Source organism: Metabacillus malikii (genome assembly GCF_030813355.1).
Lineage (GTDB): Bacteria > Bacillota > Bacilli > Bacillales > Bacillaceae > Metabacillus > Metabacillus malikii.
Genome location: NZ_JAUSUD010000022.1, coordinates 72,401 through 88,904, shown reverse-complemented (window position 1 = coordinate 88,904; position 16,504 = coordinate 72,401). Strand labels below are relative to the sequence as shown.

Here is a 16,504-nt window from a genome sequence, read left to right as displayed (position 1 = left end):
GTGCTTACTAAATTCGACATTTTGGGGAGGTACTCCTTTTTTTAGTGCTTGAAAGCCTTGAGCCCGTAGGGCTCAGATTTACGAAATTGATTCACCTAATATAAAATAATAAAGTTCTTCATAAGTGTTATCAAGTCTTGATAATACTGTATAACCCTCTAATTCTTGATTCTTCTCGATTGAAAGTATATCACTAATATCATAATTGCTAGGTAGGTCCCGGGGAGTATTAAATTCTCCAATCACGTCGCCATTATTATTTATTACTTGGACCCACATTTGTCTAGGTTTTAGTATTTCTTTCCAATTATTAGGGATGATTGCTTTATCTTCATATAATTCAGTCTCGTTAAAAATGCCCTCTAACGTTCCAACAGCAATATTCCGTTTCATTTCATCTTTAGCTATGTAATTGAGTAATATAAACAACAAGACGATTACAATTAAAGCAATCGCAATAGATATTGTAATAAATTGCAAGGTGAAATGGAAAATTAGTCGATTCCGTAGCTTTTTCATTGTTTCTTTTCCTTCACCAGCTTGTAGCCAAGTCCTCGAACCGTGAGTAAAAGTTCAGGTTTACTTGGATCCGTTTCAATACGCTCTCTTATTCTCCTAATATGGACAGCGACAGTATTATCATCGACATAATGATCAAAGCCCCAGACTGCTTCAAGTAATTCATTTTTTGATAAGATTTGATTCGGATGCTTGCAAAAATAAAGCAGCAACATATATACCTGAGCGGGGCAAGGAGTTAACCTACCGTTCACAAATAATTCACCTGAATTACTATGCAAAGTAAAACGTCCAAAATCATAATTGTGAGAAGGTTTATTCGCCTGTTGTTCATCAATCGGATTCCGTCGTAAGTAAGCTTTTAGCCTTGCAACGATTTCTAATGGATTGAAAGGTTTCGTTACATAATCATCTCCACCGATTGCAAAGCCTGTCAACACATCTAAGTCAGATACTTTTGCTGTTAAAAATAAAATATAGGCATTTGTTAGCTGTCTAATTTTCGGACATAAGTCAAAACCGCTCTCATCAGGAAGCATAACATCCAAAACAATTATATCTATTGCATGTTCCTTAAGGATATGTAGTGCTTCCTTTGCGGTATAAGCTGTATATATTTTTGTGAAGCCTTCTTTGCGCAATACTGTTTCGAGCATTTTTACAATAGAACGCTCATCATCGACGAGTAGTATTTTTTTCATTTCCAAGTTAAGTCACCTCTCCAATTATCCTAGCATATGAACATTACGAGAAGTTGAACAAAAATTGAAAAAGTTTACTTACTTGTTAACTAGTCGTTTCTTTTAGGAAAACTACAGCATGTAGAGTAAGGGCATAACAGAATAGAGGAGAGTTGTAATGAGTATACAAAACCGTATTCATGCGATAGATGGATTAAGAGGCTTAAGTTTGTTCGGAATTTTAATGGCTAACATGCTAATTTTTCAATATGGAATGTGGGGAAAAGATGATTTGGACTTTTTCACATTGAGTCAAGTGGAGCATATCGCATATTATCTGCTAAAGATTTTCATTGAAGGAAGTTTCATGCCGATATTTGCATTTTTATTCGGATATTCAATGGTCATAATGCAAAAGGGTCTGAAAAAAAGAGGAATAAAGATTAAGCGAACATTCTTTAGAAGGGCGATATTTTTAATAATCGTAGGGTTATTACATTCATTTTTTCTTTGGGAAGGTGATATTTTATTATTATATGGAGTGATGGCAATTTTCCTGCTCTTATTCCTAAACCGTAAACCAAAGACTTTACTTATATGGACAATTATATTGCTTTGTTTAGTACCGTTATCAGGTTATGGTGGTAGTAATTTTGAAACTGCAGCTGAAAAAAAGAGTACAGAAGACTATATACAAAATACGATAGAAGTTTACGGTAATGGTAGTTATTTTGAAATTATGGACCATCGACTTAATGAGACACCAATTGATTTTCCTATATATTTTGTTATGTTTGGATTGCTTTTGACACCACTGCTTTCTGCTACACTTTTTTTATTAGGTATATATTGTGCGAAAAAAGAATGGTTCGTTACACCAAATATTGAAAAGAAAAGGTATTTCCTTTTCGCTGCTTTTTTAATACCTGTTGGATTAATATTAAAAAGTATCGTTTACATGTTACCAGAAAGTAATTGGGGAATGGTCTTTAATATATTTGGTGCTAATTTGTTATCATTTGGTTATATATGTCTATTTGCACTTATGTACATTGGTACAAGAAGGATTATGATTGTAAAAATGTTTGAGAGTGTCGGAAGACTATCGTTTACAAACTATATATCACAGACGGTAATATGTACTACGATTTTTTACGGTTATGGGTTCGGTTTATTCGGTGAACTAGGTGTAGGTTTAGGCATTGGCCTTTCACTACTCATCTACATGTTGCAAATGGTTGGAAGCTATTGGTATTTAAAGTGTTTTAGAATTGGACCATTAGAAAGATTATTACGAATGTTTACTAATTTAACATGGAATGGAGCACCAAAGGGTAAAACAAGTAATAATCAAACAGTTAGCATGTAGTATTTTAATTAGATTGATAAATTGGTTGTTTTTCTTCAGCATAATTATGCTGGAACGATCGTATATTATAAAGCAGCTCAGTCCGCATAATCCAGATAGTAACGTGACCATATATTTTACAGTGATTAAAATCGACATAAATAGGTAATTGGCTACATGACCAATTGTCTATTTGTGTCGATTTTATTTGTAATACCAACTAAGTTGAAAATTGATTATTTCCGAAATAAGCAAAAAGCGGTAAGATAGCATCATATGAATCTTACTAATCAAAGTTTTCTTGATTATCATTATATATGGGGTGCTATTATGTTTAAAAGAAATATAAAAATAAGTGGAATTGGCACATATGTACCAAATCGAACTGTATATTCTTCAGAAATTGATAGTTTGATAGGTGCTAAATCTGGATGGTCGGAAAGAAAGTCGGGTGTTAAGAAACGATATTTTGTTACGGATGAGACTGCTTCTTTTATGGGTGCAGAAGCAGCTAAAAGGGCAATCGAAGATGCTTCTATTAAGCTGGAAGAAGTAGATTGTATTGTTAGTGGTAGTGGTACGATGGAGCAAGCGATACCTTGTAATGCTGCGCTCATCCAAAAGCAATTAGGGTTACAACATTCTGGAGTTCCTTCATTTGATGTGAACTCGACATGCCTAAGTTTTCTTACTGCATTAGATATGATTTCTTATGCTATAGAAAGTGGACGTTTTCAAAATGTATTAATTGTTTCTTCTGAGATAGCTTCAGTAGGTCTGAATTGGAAGCAGGATGAAAGTAGTATCTTATTTGGTGATGGGGCTGTTGCAGTTGTCGTTTCAAAGTCAAACGGTCAATCAAAAATTATTTCATCACATATGGAGACATATAGTGTCGGAGCACATCTATCAGAAATTAGAGGCGGGGGAACGAAACTTCATCCACGGGAGTATTCAGAACAGAAGAAAGAGGACTTTTTATTTGATATGGATGGGAAAGCAATTTTTAAGCTTTCGTACAAAATAATGCCAACATTTATTAACAAATTATTTAAAGATACAAATCTTGCAATGGACGATATCAAAATGGTGATACCACACCAGGCAAGTGCATCTGCAATGAGGATTATCCGTAAAAAACTTGGTGTAAATGAGGATTCTTTTATGACGATTATTGAGAATTACGGAAATATGATAGCAGCTTCAATTCCAATGGCTTTATTTGAGTCGATAAAACAAGGGAAAGTACAAAGAGGGGATAAAGTTCTATTTTTAGGTACTTCTGCAGGCTTATCAATAGGAGGAATCATCCTTGAGTACTAATTCAAAAAGAGTCTTAATAACAGGGGCAAGAGCCCCTGTTACATTGCATTTTTGTAGATTATTGGCCGAATCCGGAATGGTTGTCTATACAGCAGATAGTATTCCTTATGCCTTAACGAAAACATCAAACTCTGTTCAGGAGTTTTTCTTATATCCTTCACCAAAGTTTGAAACGAAGCAATGGTTAGAAATATTAATACAATATATAAAGAAAAATAAGATTGACTTATTAATTCCAACATGTGAAGAAACTTTTTATATTTCAAAATTTAAAGAACAATTAAGTAGTTATTGTGAAGTGTTTGTTGATGAATTTGTAAAATTGGATTTGCTCCATAATAAATATAAATTCATTCGGTTTATCCGTGAAATTGGATTAAAAGCACCGAAAACATATTTACTTTCCGAAACATACAACATGTCCAATCTTCGGACTACCTTTTTAACTAAGAAACTTGTATTGAAAAAAGTGTTTTCGCGATTTTCTGATGGAGTACATTTTCTGAACAATATAGATGAGTTACCTGAAAAAATGCCGAAAACATCGTCAACTTCGTGGATTATTCAGGAGAAGGTTGACGGGGAACAATATTGTTCATATAGTATCGCGAAAAACGGTGAATTAGTAGCCCATTCGATTTATCGTTCTGAATTCACAGCTGGATTAGGTGCAACATTATCATTCGAAAATATAGATAATGAAGAAATTGAGGCTTTTATTAGACAAGTAGTGAAAAAACTTTCGTTTACTGGACAAATTTCGTTTGACTTTATTATGAATCAAGATGGTGTACCGATTCCAATTGAGTGTAATCCAAGAACGACAAGTGGATTACACTTATTTGATGAGGATTTAGGTTTGATATTTCAAAACAATCTGTCGAAGAAAATTACTCCGAAATCTGGTAGGAAAGAGGCGATTAAATTGGGGATTTGCATTTACGGATTAAGTCAAATAACATCCCCTAACCGCTTTAGACGCATAGTTCAGATTCTCTTTTCGTTTAAAGATATTACATTTCGAAAAAATGATCCTAAACCATTTTTTTATCAATTTATTAGTATGTACCAGTTTTGGAAAGAAAGCAAAAAATCGAATTTAAACGTAATAAGCCAATCGACAATCGATATAAATTGGGATGGTGAATAACTTGAACGTGTTAGTTACTGGTGCAACAGGTTTTTTAGGCAAACATTTAGCAGAGCGGCTTGTTAGAGACGGACACACTGTTACTGGAATAGGGCGAAACCATGTAGTAGGAAATCAACTTATAAATAATGGTATTATTTTTAAACAGGCAGACCTCGAAAATAGACAAGAAATGATAAGACTGTGTGAAAAACAGGATATTGTATTTCATTGTGGGGCTCTTTCTTCACCATGGGGGAAATATATCGATTTTTACAATGCAAATGTACTTGGGACAATGAATGTTATTGAAGGATGCAAAACAAACAATGTGAAACGGCTTATTCATGTTTCGACTCCTAGTATTTATTTTGCTTTTGATGAACGAAGAGATGTAAAGGAATCAGATTCAATTCCTGCTCAAGCAGTCAATGCCTATGCAAAAACAAAATATTTAGCAGAACAAGAAATTGATAAAGCATTTATGGAGGGATTGCCTACGATTACAATTCGACCACGTGCGATATTTGGTCCAGGTGATAATGCGATCCTTCCTCGGCTAATAAAAGTATGTGAAAAAGGAATTTTCCCTAAAATTGGTGATGCAACTGTAGAAATTGATTTAACCTATATTGATAATGTTGTTGACGCTCTTATCCTTTGTATTAATTCTAATGAAATAACGTTAGGGCAAAAATATAATATTACAAATGGTGAAACGGCAGACTTATATGAACTAATTGATAATGTTACAAGTCTACTTCGCTTAAAAGTTAACTATATAAAAATATCTGCTAAGAGTGCTTTCTTAATTGCTGGAATTTTAGAGAAGTGTTCTATTCATTTTTTAAACGGTAAAGAACCACTATTAACACGGTATACAGTTAGTTTGTTATCACAATCTCAAACCTTATCAATCGAAAAAGCAAAATTAGAATTAGGTTACCAGCCAAAAGTATCGATAGAACAAGGGATTAATACGTTTATAGAATGGTGGGAAGAACATGACAGTTAGCTCATTATCATTTTACGAATGTGGGTATTGTACGCATAGTAAAAAAATCATCTATTCAAAAGGTTCATACCAACAGATGAAGTTTCCTGCGACTGTTGCCTTGATAAAACACGATAAAATTGGATATATCCTTTTCGATACAGGATATGCATCGCATTTTTTTGAAGCCACAAAATCATTTCCGTATTCTGCATATGCTAAAATCACGCCAGTATACTTTTCGGAGGAGAAGTCCATCAAACGTCAATTAGAGAAAGATGGAATTGACCGTAGTCAAATTAAATATATAATTCTCTCACATTTTCACGGAGATCATACAGCAGGTTTAAAGGATTTTCCTGAAGCAAAAATTCTCTCATTTAATAAGGCATATCAAAATATATCAACGAAATCCAAATTTCATGCAATAACGAAAGGTTGTTTACATGATTTACTTCCAGATGACCTTGAAGCTAGAATTTCCTTTATTGATAAAATGATAGAATTACAGCTGGATAAAAGTTACGGTGAGTTTACTATCGGTTTTGATATTTTTAATGATAATAGTTTGATTGCAACAGATTTGACAGGTCATGCAATCGGACAATTTGGAATATTTGTCAATTTGAAGAGCGGGAAAAGAGTTTTTCTTGTTGCAGATGCAGTGTGGATTAGTGATACGTATGAGAAACTTGTATATCCACATTGGCTGGCAAATATAATCATCGAAGATAAAAAGTCATACAGAAGAAATGTCGAGAGATTAAACGACTTACATACTCGTTATCCTGAGATAGATATAGTACCAACACATTGTTATCGGACAGGTGAAAAGGTAAAGCGAGGAATTATCTATGAATAAATTTAACATTTTAAAACAATATCTAGTCATTAAATACTTTCGTAAATTTAAAACGAAAGAACAACTGGAAACCTACCAAAACAAAAAGATAGCAAAGCACTTGAAGTATGTTGTACGCACTTCGCCATTTTACCAAGAACTTTATAAAGGGTACGAGGATGAAATAAAAATCAATAACTGGGCTAAACTTCCTGTAGTAAATAAAGAAATTATGATGGCTAATTTCGATACATTCAATACTGTAGGAATAAAAAAGAATAAAGCGTTAGAATTTGCTTTTTCAGCAGAAAAAACGAGAGACTTCTCGTCAAAATTACAAAATATATCAATTGGATTATCCTCAGGAACTAGTGGGAATAGAGGGATTTTTTTAGTGAGTGATGAAGAGTCAGAAATGTGGTCTGGGGCTGTTTTAGCAAAGTTATTGCCGGGTAGCATACTTGGTCGTCATACGATTGCCTTTTTTTTACGTGCGAACAATAACCTTTATTCCTCTACAGAAAACGGTAGGATTCGTTTTCATTACTTTGATTTATTTGATGATATTAACTCACACCTTTCAAGATTACAAAAAATAGAGCCAACAATATTGATTGGCCCTCCTTCGATGTTAAGAAAAATAGCTGAATGGCAAACTGAAAATGTACTAAAGTTAAGGCCGAAAAAAATCATTTCAGTCGCAGAGGTTTTAGAAGACATTGACCGTGGTTATATCGAAAAAGTCTTTGGACTAAAAATCGACCAAGTGTATCAATGTACAGAAGGATTTTTAGCATCCACATGTTCATATGGAACATTACATATAAACGAGGATTTGGTTGTGGTCCAAAAGGAATACCTTGACCAGGAGAAAGGGATATTTGTCCCAATAATTACTGACTTTACAAGGAGAACTCAACCAATTATCCGATATAGGCTAAATGACCTCCTTATAGAGAAAAAGGATGCATGTCCGTGTGGATCTCCCTATCTTGCCTTAGAACGTATTGATGGTCGGTGTGATGATTTGTTTTATGGATATACTAACAACTCGAAACAAATAAAAGTTATTTTTCCTGACTTTATTCGCAGAGCTATAATGAAGGCTTCCGATAATATTTCAGAATATAAAGTAATCCAAAAAGATTTTTTGAAAATCGAGGTGCAATTTGAGGTTAATACTGGTCATTATGAGGATAACACAAAACTATCTATCATTAAGGAATTATTAGAATTGTGGGAACAACTACAATTAGAATCGCCTAACATACACTTTTCTGCTTATAATAGAAATCCATCAGCTACTAAATTGAGAAGAGTTGAATGTCACTTAAAACAGCAGTTTGAAGGGAAAATTCATTAATTTATGGAACAACTGGAATTGTCTTTTTGTTTTTATGTACTAATAATACATTCTGAGTAAATAAACATGTACAAATTTATATATACTAACTAAATAGTATCTTTTACTTTATCATGCCTAAACTTGTGATATTATCACTTATTGAGTGTCCTAGGAGGCTTTAAGATTGTTACAGGATTTATTTGTACATGTTTGTATACTAGTTACATTTATTTTTATTGGTGGAGTCATCTTTAAAAATACTTCAGAAAATACAGCAAAACAAAACAGATTAATTTTAGGGTTGCTTACAGGTGTGTTAGGAACGTTATTAATGGCCTTTAGTATTCAAGTAGACGTGGAAACGATTATTGATTTACGCCATCTTGCAATTATTATCGCTGCTTTTTTTGGAGGTTTAACTTCAAGTGTAATTTGTGCAATTATTATTGCGCTTAGTCGGTTAATATTTAGTCCATTATCATCCATGATGTTATTAGTAGCATTTACCTCGATTTCTATCGGTATTATATTGGGATTAATTAGTAAGTTAAAGATTACATATAAATCAAAATGGTCCATTATGATATTGGTTAGCACATTGCTATATACGGGACTGTTAATGATACGGATACATGATGTTAATAACTACCTCCAAATTGTCATTTATTATTGGTCTTTATCCATTTTTGGTAACTTATTTACATATGTTTTGGTCATGTATATTAGTCATTCAAATTTTTTATTTAATGAGTATAAAAAACAGGCGACGTTCGATTTTCTTACTGGCTTAAAAAATGTGAGACAATTTGATCATGATATGACTAACTTGAAACTATCTAATAAGGCAAAAGGTCAATTTGCATTAATGCTGTTAGATATTGATTATTTTAAGAAAATAAATGATACATATGGACATCAAGCGGGTGACTTTATCTTAAAGCAGTTTGCCAATATTTTAAGGGGGGCATTTCCGGAACAAGAGAAAGTGTTCAGAATTGGAGGGGAGGAGTTCTCAATATTATTATTGAACACGAAATGTTCTACCGCTGTACTTGTTGGTGAAGAAATAAGAAAAAAGGTGGAAAATCATAAATTTATCTTACCGGATTTAAAAGAAATTCATATATCTATATCTATTGGTGTTACGATTAATCATGTTGCTGATGAATCTAAAGAAGATATCATTCGACGGGCAGATATTGCTTTATATGAGGCGAAAAAAAGCGGCAGAAACAGAGTATGCTGCAATTGTTAAGCATAAAGAAAATATACGATTTGATACTAAAGGACGATAAAGTTACGGGTGGAAATATTGATAGGAGTTAACTCCTATTTTTTTCTATTTTTAATAAAAAGTAAATGTAAATGATAAGCTAGAAAATCCCTAAAATAATAGCTTTAACGAAAAAAGAAACATATTCATACTCCTGTAATTGTGACTATTTCCTAAGTATGTCAAAAGTTTCATTTCTCCTTGTATAGATTGATATAAATAATCTTCATCCATTAATATAATGTGAGAAGTATGTAGCTACCTTTCAAAATAGATTACTAGGGTTTGAACATTAAGAATTGATCCAAATAATTAGTATTTTGAGTTTGATATAGCTACTGAAAAATGTTTAAAGGGGAGTGGATTTTTTGTTAAAAAAGGCATCAATTGTCACGATAGGATTAGCGGTAGCAATAGCTCCAGGAGTTGCAGCAGCAGAAGAAAACAATGAGAATCAAAATCAACAAACTATCGTCGAAGCTGAAGTAGAAACAACTGAAAATGGGGTAGAGTCTGCTGAATTAACAACGGATCAAAATGAAGAGGATACGGTTGTTGAAAATGAAGATGGAAACTCTACTGAAGAAAATTCATCAGGCGAGGAATTAGTAGAAGACGAAACAAACGATTCTGAACAAACTGATTCTGCGACAGATGAACAAAGCGATAATCAAGAAAATACAGATGAAGTTCCAGTAGAAAATGACCAAAGTCAAGAAGAAGTTGCTCAAGATGATGAAGCAGGTCAAGATGATGGACAAGCTGTACCAGTTGATGAAGACGAAGAAAAGGTTGAGGACGAAAATGATGAACAACCTGAATTAACGGTTGAAGATATCGTTGCGCAAATGAAGGCATTTGTATCTGGTGGAGTTTCTGAATATGATAAAGAAAAAGGGTACTATACATTAGAGCTTAAGGCGTCTGTTACAAACAACTCTTCACAAGAAATTTCGGACATCTATACATCCTTTGATATCCCTAGTGATATTATGGTATTGGATACAGCGGAGACACCTGAAAACTTCGAATTATTGAATGTTGGAGATAAAACAGCTATTGCATTACCTGTTGGAAAAATTGGAGCAGGTGAAACGAAAGATATATCACTTAATATCCCTGTAATCGGCAAAACTTCAGTTCAAGAAGTAAGTCCTACTATAACAGCAGTTTACATTTCACAGGGAGGTTATGCTCCGATTGGAGAAATCTCTGGGTCAAGTTCGATCGATTATACTTCGATGAACCAAACAACATATTTCGAAGGAAGAGCACAAGCAGTTGTTGACCATCCAGGTTTAGAGAAGAATCAATTTGCCATGCAATTTGGTTTCAAATTACATAATCTAACCACGGAAAATATAGATAATGTAAAAATTGAGTATATCGTTCCTAATGGTGTGACGATTCAAAAACCAGATGGTTATAAAGAAGGAGAAGTTCCTGATGGATTAGATGGCTTCCTAGATGGTGGGATTGACCTTGGTCTAGGTTCAAGCTCAATGGATATTGAATGGAATGGAAACACAGCTACAGTTGACATCGGGTTACTTGAAAGAGCTAATGGATACCAAGGATTTTTCTCGGCATTTGGTAAAAGTGAGTTAGGCTTTAACCAATTAACAGGCTTGAAGGTAAAAATAAGTTTATACAGTGGAAATGAAGAAATTGACTCGTTTACTACTCCAATTGAACTTGTGAAATACCAAGGAAACGACAAACCTGAGGATGACAATACTGAAGATGATAAAGAACAAAATAACGGTGGGGTAAAACCTGTAGTTAATAAACCAGTCACCGATTCTACAAAAGATGACCAGGAAAAAGGTCAAAATAAAGGAAACGACAAGCAAAGCAGTGAAAAACCAGATGAAGACGTAACTGTTACTCCAGTAGACGGAGATAGTGACGATGAACAAGGTGGCAAACTACCTAAAACCGCAGGAACTAACCCTGTTGGAGCTTTAATGGGTGGAGTGATTGCAGCATTTGGTGCAGCAGTACTCGCTGTAAGAAAGAAATTATTTCAATAAAAAAATAACGAGAGGGTAACTCAGGAAGGGTCTGTCCACACAAACACATGGTTTGTTAGAATGTGAGTATTTTTAATCTATGTTTAGTGTTTGTGAGGTCTGTCCCTTCGTTTTGAGTCACCCTTTCTATTCTTCTATTATTTTGAAATTTATAAAATTCTTGAACTGTGGATAAGCGCTCTACATCAGCTTTTAGCGCTTTTGTTCTTGGGAGGGTTATTAATGTCCCGATTAATTGGCTTACTTGCTGTTGTATTAGTAATTGGTGGTGTTACTTATTCAGTATGGAATTTATATCAGTGGAATGAAAGTAAGCAATCCGTTCAGGCAATTGACCATTCTAAGTCAGTAACTGTAAAGAATACAGAATTACAACCTAAAAAGGCTTTAGAAAAAGAGAATTCATCTAAAGGTACATCAACCTTAGTATACGATTATCAAGATGGAGAAAAAATTGCCAACCTCGAAATACCTAAAATTAATTCTAATTTTGATGTTTTTTGGAATACAGATGACTCAACGTTAGAAAAAGGTGTAGGTATGTACGTTAGTAAATGGACTACTATACCAAATGAAACAGGTGGACACACCGTTGTAAGTGGACATCGTGATACTGTGTTTACTGAGCTCGGTAACTTAGAAAAGGGAGATACAATTAACGTCGATTATGATGAGGATTCTTATACATATATCATCAAAGATATTTGGATTACTGATGAAGAAGATCGGACTGTCATTGTGAAAAAAGACAAACCTACGTTGACATTAACGACGTGCTATCCCTTTGATTATATAGGTGCTGCACCAGACCGGTATATTATCCAGGCTGAGTTAGAATAAAGATTATATGTAGTTAAAGGCTGATTATTGTTATCAGTCTTTTTTAATTGTATGATAAATGTGGTGTAAATGAGAATTATTAAAACCAATGTTTATTTTAAAAAAGGCTCTTTTATAAAACAGCTTTAAAAAAGAAAGGAAGTATAGAATGAGAAAAATGCCTTTACAAGAAAGAGGAATATCTTCAAGCAGGCTTGTTTTGGGATGTATGGGATTTGGAGGTGGATGGGACAATCAGTCAATTACGAAAGAGAATATATTAGTAGCTGAAAAGGCAATTGATGCCGCTTTATCAACCGGGATAAGTATGTTTGATCATGCTGACATTTATAAGATGGGAAAAGCAGAGAAAATATTTGGAGATATTTTAAAGAATCAACCACAGCTACGTGAAAAGATTATAATTCAGTCAAAATGTGGAATTCGGTTTCCGAGTGAACATGCACCACACCGCTTTGACTTTTCAAAGGAGCATATCATCAAGTCGGTAGATGGTATTTTAAAACGTCTTCAGACAGAATATCTCGATATTTTATTGTTGCACCGTCCAGATCCGTTAATAGAGCCAGAGGAAGTGGCGGAAGCATTTGACTATTTAAAGTCAGCCGGTAAAGTAAAACATGTTGGCGTATCAAATATGAGTGCAGCACAAATGAAATTTATAAGATCATTTAGTAAAGAGCCGATTATTGTGAATCAACTGGAAATGAGTTTAAAGAGGATAGATTGGCTTGAGCAAGGGATATTAGTTAACCAAAAAGCAGGAACATCCATCAATTTTGCGGATGGGATTATTGAGCACTGTCGCCTCGAAAACATCCAATTACAAGCATGGGCACCGTTAGCTTATGGTCTGTATTCAGGAAGAGATGTGAACAATCAATCACAAGCAGATATCACTACGAAAAATCTCGTTCGTCAAATGGCTGAAGAAAAACAAACTTCTCAAGAAGCGATTGTACTTGGATGGCTAATGAAACATCCTGCTAAAATCCAACCTGTTATAGGTACAACAAATCCAGAACGAATTAAAAATTGCCAGGACTCTATTCGTCAAGCTGAATTGATGACGAGAGAAGAATGGTACACTTTGTACACTGCCTCACGTGGTGAAAAGCTCCCATAAAATTGTAGCAAAGGATTAACCTACATGAATATAAAAACTGAGACGTTAAAGGAAATTTTACAACAGTATTTTCCGAATACTCTACATACGATAAATGTAAGGAATGGAAAGAACGGTTACAATAATACAACAAAATATATTGAAGATGGTAGAAACAAATACGTACTAAGGATTTATGAAACACATAAAGATGAAGAAAAAGTTAAAATAGAGCATGAAGTCTTAATGAAATTAAATGAACGAAAGCAATTACCATTTAATGTCCCAAAACCTGTTATACATAACAACGGACAATCATTTTATCGACTGCGAGATGAAACTAATAAAATTGTGAGTCTTTTTTATTATATTGATGGTCAGAATCCCCAGCTTGATAGTGAAGGACAAGTATATGAGTTTGGATATTTAGCGGCGTCATTGCTACATGCATTTGATAAACTATCAATTACTCAACCGTTTATTTATCGACCGTACTATGAAATTGAAAACGCTCATCCTAAATGTGGAATGACAGACATGATAAATTGGTGTTCAACACCGCCTGATGAATTTAAAACATACAAATCAAAGCTACTTTTGATAAAAGAACAATTGATGACAATTCAAAAGGTTATACCTAGATTAAAGACATTACCTCATCAAATTATACATGGCGATTTAAATCACTCGAATATCTTGCAAGGCAAAAATGGCCATATAAATACAATACTAGACTTTGAGTTTGCAACAAACGATTTACGAGCCATGGAAGTTGCTGTTTGCTTATCCGAATTAAGTGTAAAAGAGGCAAATATTGATGATAGATTTTGGCGAAAAGTAAGTGCATTTCAGTCAGGATTCTCGTCTGTGATGAAACTAACAAACGAAGAAATCGAAGTATTGCCAACGTTGATTCATTTAAGAAGATTAGATGTATTTGTCCACTTCTTAGGTAGATATTTGGATGGAATAGATGAAATTGATGTATTAATCGAGCAAATTGAAAATTTAGAGAAAAATCAGCAATGGTTAAGTGAAGGAAAACAAAAGATTCTTCAAATATGGGGGTATCAATAAGAGGATTAATTATTTATTAGGTTAACGAGGGGAAATATGACCCCTCGTTTATTACTCGATATTTCCATCCATTTCATCTTCCTGAGCTCGTTCCACTTCTTCCTTAACACAAATCCTAGCAATTTGCTCATTCAACATATGGTGGAGATAGTCAATATCTTTATTACATAATTCATCTTGTTTTTCTTTCGACATATACGATCCCTCGCATTTAATGTTATAGTTATTAGCAATTCGAAGAGGTATCTTACTTATCTACTACTATTAACCGCTATTCAATTTTGTTTGACAATTTTATATTGCTTTGATAATGAACTTAACTTTTATATCTTGACAAATACACTTGCTTTTTATACAAGACTTACCTAAAAAAGAAGCTATTAATTCAAGTGAAAAAATTTTACGTTTAATTAATCCAAGTTGCGCTTAATAACCGTGAAAAAACAAAAAACAAACCAAATTCAAGTTTATCTTTGAATCTGGCTTGTTTAGAATATATTATGACTATATGTTTTAGCATAAACCCTCAGCGTAGGCATAAGTATTTAGTATGTTTTTTAATTCCTTTTCTGATGCTTCATATAATTGTCTTCCATCTGGCATTTTATATAAGTTCATATTAAGTAAGATTTCGATGATGTCACCCTTATTAGCATTCATTTCAGTTGTGATTGTTGACATTCAAATCACCTCGCGATTTGTAAGCGTTTACAATATAAATTATAATAAAGATTATTTCATTTGTCAACTAAACATCACCATAATTATGATATGTTACCTTTATTTGACTACCTAGTTTTATTGTGCAATTTTCTAAAGATGTACTTTGGCAAAGTTACCTTTTTGTAAGACGTTATAAAAAGACTTGTAATGTAACTGACTTATTAGAAAGTAAAATTCATCAGAAATGAATTTTGCCTTGGAAATGTATATTTATCTACTGATTTTTAGTTAAGTACTTTATATACTATTAATGTATTTTATAATTGAAAGTGTCATCCAAAATTTAAAAATACTGAGGTAATGGTATGAACCGAAAAGAATTAATAAATACATATGGATTTCGATTTTTAGATACATTAAATGGACCATTTTGTCAGTTATTTGCAATTGGTTATGACATTGTAAAAAGAGGAAGTGCATATGATTGGGACGGACTTAAACGTATCGATGGTCCATTATTATTATTTCAATATACGTTGTCAGGGGTAGGGGAAATAATCATTAATGATATTCCTCATCAAGTAGGGGCTGGAACAGCATTTATGGTCGATATTCCAAGCAAGCATCGTTATTATCTACCGGAAGAAAGTGATAGCTGGGAATTTTATTTTATCTTAATAAGACCTACAAACATTTACGAGCAATGGATTGAATTAGTAAATCAGTTGGGCAATGTTTATAAAATACATGATCATCATTTAATAATTCAATTTATAAAAAATACGTATTTCTCTGCTCGTATGAACTATATTACAGACGGGTATCAGGCTTCTTCTATCGTTTATCAATTTATTATGGAGCTCTATCGTTTCGCGAATGAGTACAAAAAAGAAAAGCATAGCTGGCCATTGAAAGTTCGTGAAGCAGTTATGTATATGGAAGAAAATTACAAAGAAATACAAAGCTTAGAAGAATTAGCAAGTGCTGTCGGCCTATCAAAATATCATTTTACGAGAATCTTTAAAAACGCAACGGGATTAACTCCAATTGAATATTTAACAAAAGTTAAAATGGAAAAGTCAGTTACGCTCCTTCGACAATCTAATTTAACAATTGATGAGATTGCAAAGCAAGTTGGTTATTCAAACGGCAGTTATTTTATTAAAGTGTTTAAGAAGTGGTTAGGATTTTCACCTGGAGAATTTAGATTAGGCAAAGATTTAGCGGTAGTTAATCAATTAAAATTTGATTAAGAGCAATATATTACATATGAGAGCAAAAGGTTATTGTAGCTAATGACGATTCCTTCATTTTATTATATTAATAGGATAGCA

16 protein-coding genes are annotated in these 16,504 nt (G+C 33.3%); 12 read left to right on the top strand and 4 right to left on the bottom strand.

Translation table 11 applies throughout. The features are described from left to right. Positions 1-78 precede the first annotated feature (78 nt). Positions 79-519: a hypothetical protein gene (locus J2S19_RS18235; RefSeq protein WP_307344699.1), complete on the bottom strand. Its 441-nt coding sequence runs from the start codon at positions 517-519 to the stop codon at positions 79-81. Then, positions 516-1,226 (bottom strand): response regulator transcription factor, encoded by a 711-nt coding sequence (locus J2S19_RS18230; protein WP_307344697.1) that lies wholly within the window; start codon positions 1,224-1,226, stop codon positions 516-518. Before J2S19_RS18230 ends, J2S19_RS18235 begins: the two co-directional genes overlap by 4 nt. Positions 1,227-1,377: 151 nt before the next feature. On the opposite strand from J2S19_RS18230, the gene J2S19_RS18225 reads away from it, so the two are divergent. The 11 genes from J2S19_RS18225 (at position 1,378) to J2S19_RS18175 (ending at position 14,507) form a co-directional block, all read left to right on the top strand. Then, a complete protein-coding gene (locus tag J2S19_RS18225; protein ID WP_307344695.1) occupies positions 1,378-2,568 on the top strand; it encodes a DUF418 domain-containing protein in 1,191 nt (396 codons plus the stop codon). A 309-nt stretch (positions 2,569-2,877) separates the two neighbouring features. After that, positions 2,878-3,870 carry a beta-ketoacyl-ACP synthase III gene (locus J2S19_RS18220; protein WP_307344693.1) on the top strand — a complete coding sequence of 331 codons (993 nt, stop codon included), beginning with the start codon at positions 2,878-2,880 and terminating at the stop codon, positions 3,868-3,870. Beyond that, complete coding sequence (locus tag J2S19_RS18215) at positions 3,860-5,020, top strand: ATP-grasp domain-containing protein (RefSeq protein WP_307344691.1); 1,161 nt, start codon at positions 3,860-3,862, stop codon at positions 5,018-5,020. The genes J2S19_RS18220 and J2S19_RS18215 overlap by 11 nt, the downstream gene beginning before the upstream one ends. 1 nt (position 5,021) lies before the next feature. Beyond that, entirely contained in the window at positions 5,022-6,014 is a 993-nt protein-coding gene (locus J2S19_RS18210) for an NAD-dependent epimerase/dehydratase family protein (protein ID WP_307344689.1), read from the top strand. Next, on the top strand, positions 6,004-6,855 hold the full coding sequence (locus J2S19_RS18205; protein ID WP_307344687.1) for an MBL fold metallo-hydrolase: 852 nt from the start codon (positions 6,004-6,006) through the stop codon (positions 6,853-6,855). The genes J2S19_RS18210 and J2S19_RS18205 overlap by 11 nt, the downstream gene beginning before the upstream one ends. Continuing rightward, positions 6,848-8,197 carry a F390 synthetase-related protein gene (locus J2S19_RS18200; RefSeq protein ID WP_307344685.1) on the top strand — a complete coding sequence of 450 codons (1,350 nt, stop codon included), beginning with the start codon at positions 6,848-6,850 and terminating at the stop codon, positions 8,195-8,197. Before J2S19_RS18205 ends, J2S19_RS18200 begins: the two co-directional genes overlap by 8 nt. A 166-nt stretch (positions 8,198-8,363) precedes the next feature. After that, the gene (locus tag J2S19_RS18195; RefSeq protein WP_307344683.1) at positions 8,364-9,434 is read left to right on the top strand and encodes a GGDEF domain-containing protein; all 1,071 of its coding nucleotides are present in this window, start codon (positions 8,364-8,366) and stop codon (positions 9,432-9,434) included. Between the two features lie 386 nt (positions 9,435-9,820). After that, on the top strand, positions 9,821-11,485 hold the full coding sequence (locus J2S19_RS18190) for a hypothetical protein (protein WP_307344681.1): 1,665 nt from the start codon (positions 9,821-9,823) through the stop codon (positions 11,483-11,485). A gap of 222 nt (positions 11,486-11,707) precedes the next feature. Continuing rightward, a complete protein-coding gene (gene srtD / locus J2S19_RS18185) occupies positions 11,708-12,325 on the top strand; it encodes a class D sortase, LPxTATN-specific (RefSeq protein WP_307344679.1) in 618 nt (205 codons plus the stop codon). 148 nt (positions 12,326-12,473) lie between these two features. Then, on the top strand, positions 12,474-13,451 hold the full coding sequence (locus tag J2S19_RS18180) for an aldo/keto reductase (protein ID WP_307344677.1): 978 nt from the start codon (positions 12,474-12,476) through the stop codon (positions 13,449-13,451). A 24-nt stretch (positions 13,452-13,475) separates the two neighbouring features. Continuing rightward, a complete protein-coding gene (locus J2S19_RS18175; protein ID WP_307344675.1) occupies positions 13,476-14,507 on the top strand; it encodes a phosphotransferase in 1,032 nt (343 codons plus the stop codon). A 51-nt stretch (positions 14,508-14,558) separates the two neighbouring features. Here the strand turns inward: J2S19_RS18175 and J2S19_RS18170 are convergent, their stop codons facing one another. Next, on the bottom strand, positions 14,559-14,702 hold the full coding sequence (locus tag J2S19_RS18170) for a hypothetical protein (protein WP_307344673.1): 144 nt from the start codon (positions 14,700-14,702) through the stop codon (positions 14,559-14,561). 318 nt (positions 14,703-15,020) lie between these two features. Beyond that, positions 15,021-15,188 carry a Fur-regulated basic protein FbpA gene (gene fbpA / locus J2S19_RS18165; protein WP_307344671.1) on the bottom strand — a complete coding sequence of 56 codons (168 nt, stop codon included), beginning with the start codon at positions 15,186-15,188 and terminating at the stop codon, positions 15,021-15,023. A 347-nt stretch (positions 15,189-15,535) separates the two neighbouring features. Between fbpA and J2S19_RS18160 the strand changes: the two genes are divergently transcribed. Continuing rightward, complete coding sequence (locus tag J2S19_RS18160) at positions 15,536-16,423, top strand: AraC family transcriptional regulator (protein WP_307344668.1); 888 nt, start codon at positions 15,536-15,538, stop codon at positions 16,421-16,423. Positions 16,424-16,504 lie beyond the last annotated feature (81 nt).

Bases quoted from the DNA above. Each gene is read 5' to 3' on its own strand.
- J2S19_RS18235 (WP_307344699.1), bottom strand. From the start codon at position 519: ATGAAAAAGCTACGGAATCGACTAATTTTCCATTTCACCTTGCAATTT.
- J2S19_RS18225 (WP_307344695.1), top strand. From the start codon at position 1,378: ATGAGTATACAAAACCGTATTCATGCGATAGATGGATTAAGAGGCTTA.
- J2S19_RS18220 (WP_307344693.1), top strand. From the start codon at position 2,878: ATGTTTAAAAGAAATATAAAAATAAGTGGAATTGGCACATATGTACCA.
- J2S19_RS18205 (WP_307344687.1), top strand. From the start codon at position 6,004: ATGACAGTTAGCTCATTATCATTTTACGAATGTGGGTATTGTACGCAT.
- J2S19_RS18200 (WP_307344685.1), top strand. From the start codon at position 6,848: ATGAATAAATTTAACATTTTAAAACAATATCTAGTCATTAAATACTTT.
- srtD (WP_307344679.1), top strand. From the start codon at position 11,708: ATGTCCCGATTAATTGGCTTACTTGCTGTTGTATTAGTAATTGGTGGT.
- J2S19_RS18180 (WP_307344677.1), top strand. From the start codon at position 12,474: ATGAGAAAAATGCCTTTACAAGAAAGAGGAATATCTTCAAGCAGGCTT.
- J2S19_RS18175 (WP_307344675.1), top strand. From the start codon at position 13,476: ATGAATATAAAAACTGAGACGTTAAAGGAAATTTTACAACAGTATTTT.
- J2S19_RS18170 (WP_307344673.1), bottom strand. From the start codon at position 14,702: ATGTCGAAAGAAAAACAAGATGAATTATGTAATAAAGATATTGACTAT.
- fbpA (WP_307344671.1), bottom strand. From the start codon at position 15,188: ATGTCAACAATCACAACTGAAATGAATGCTAATAAGGGTGACATCATC.
- J2S19_RS18160 (WP_307344668.1), top strand. From the start codon at position 15,536: ATGAACCGAAAAGAATTAATAAATACATATGGATTTCGATTTTTAGAT.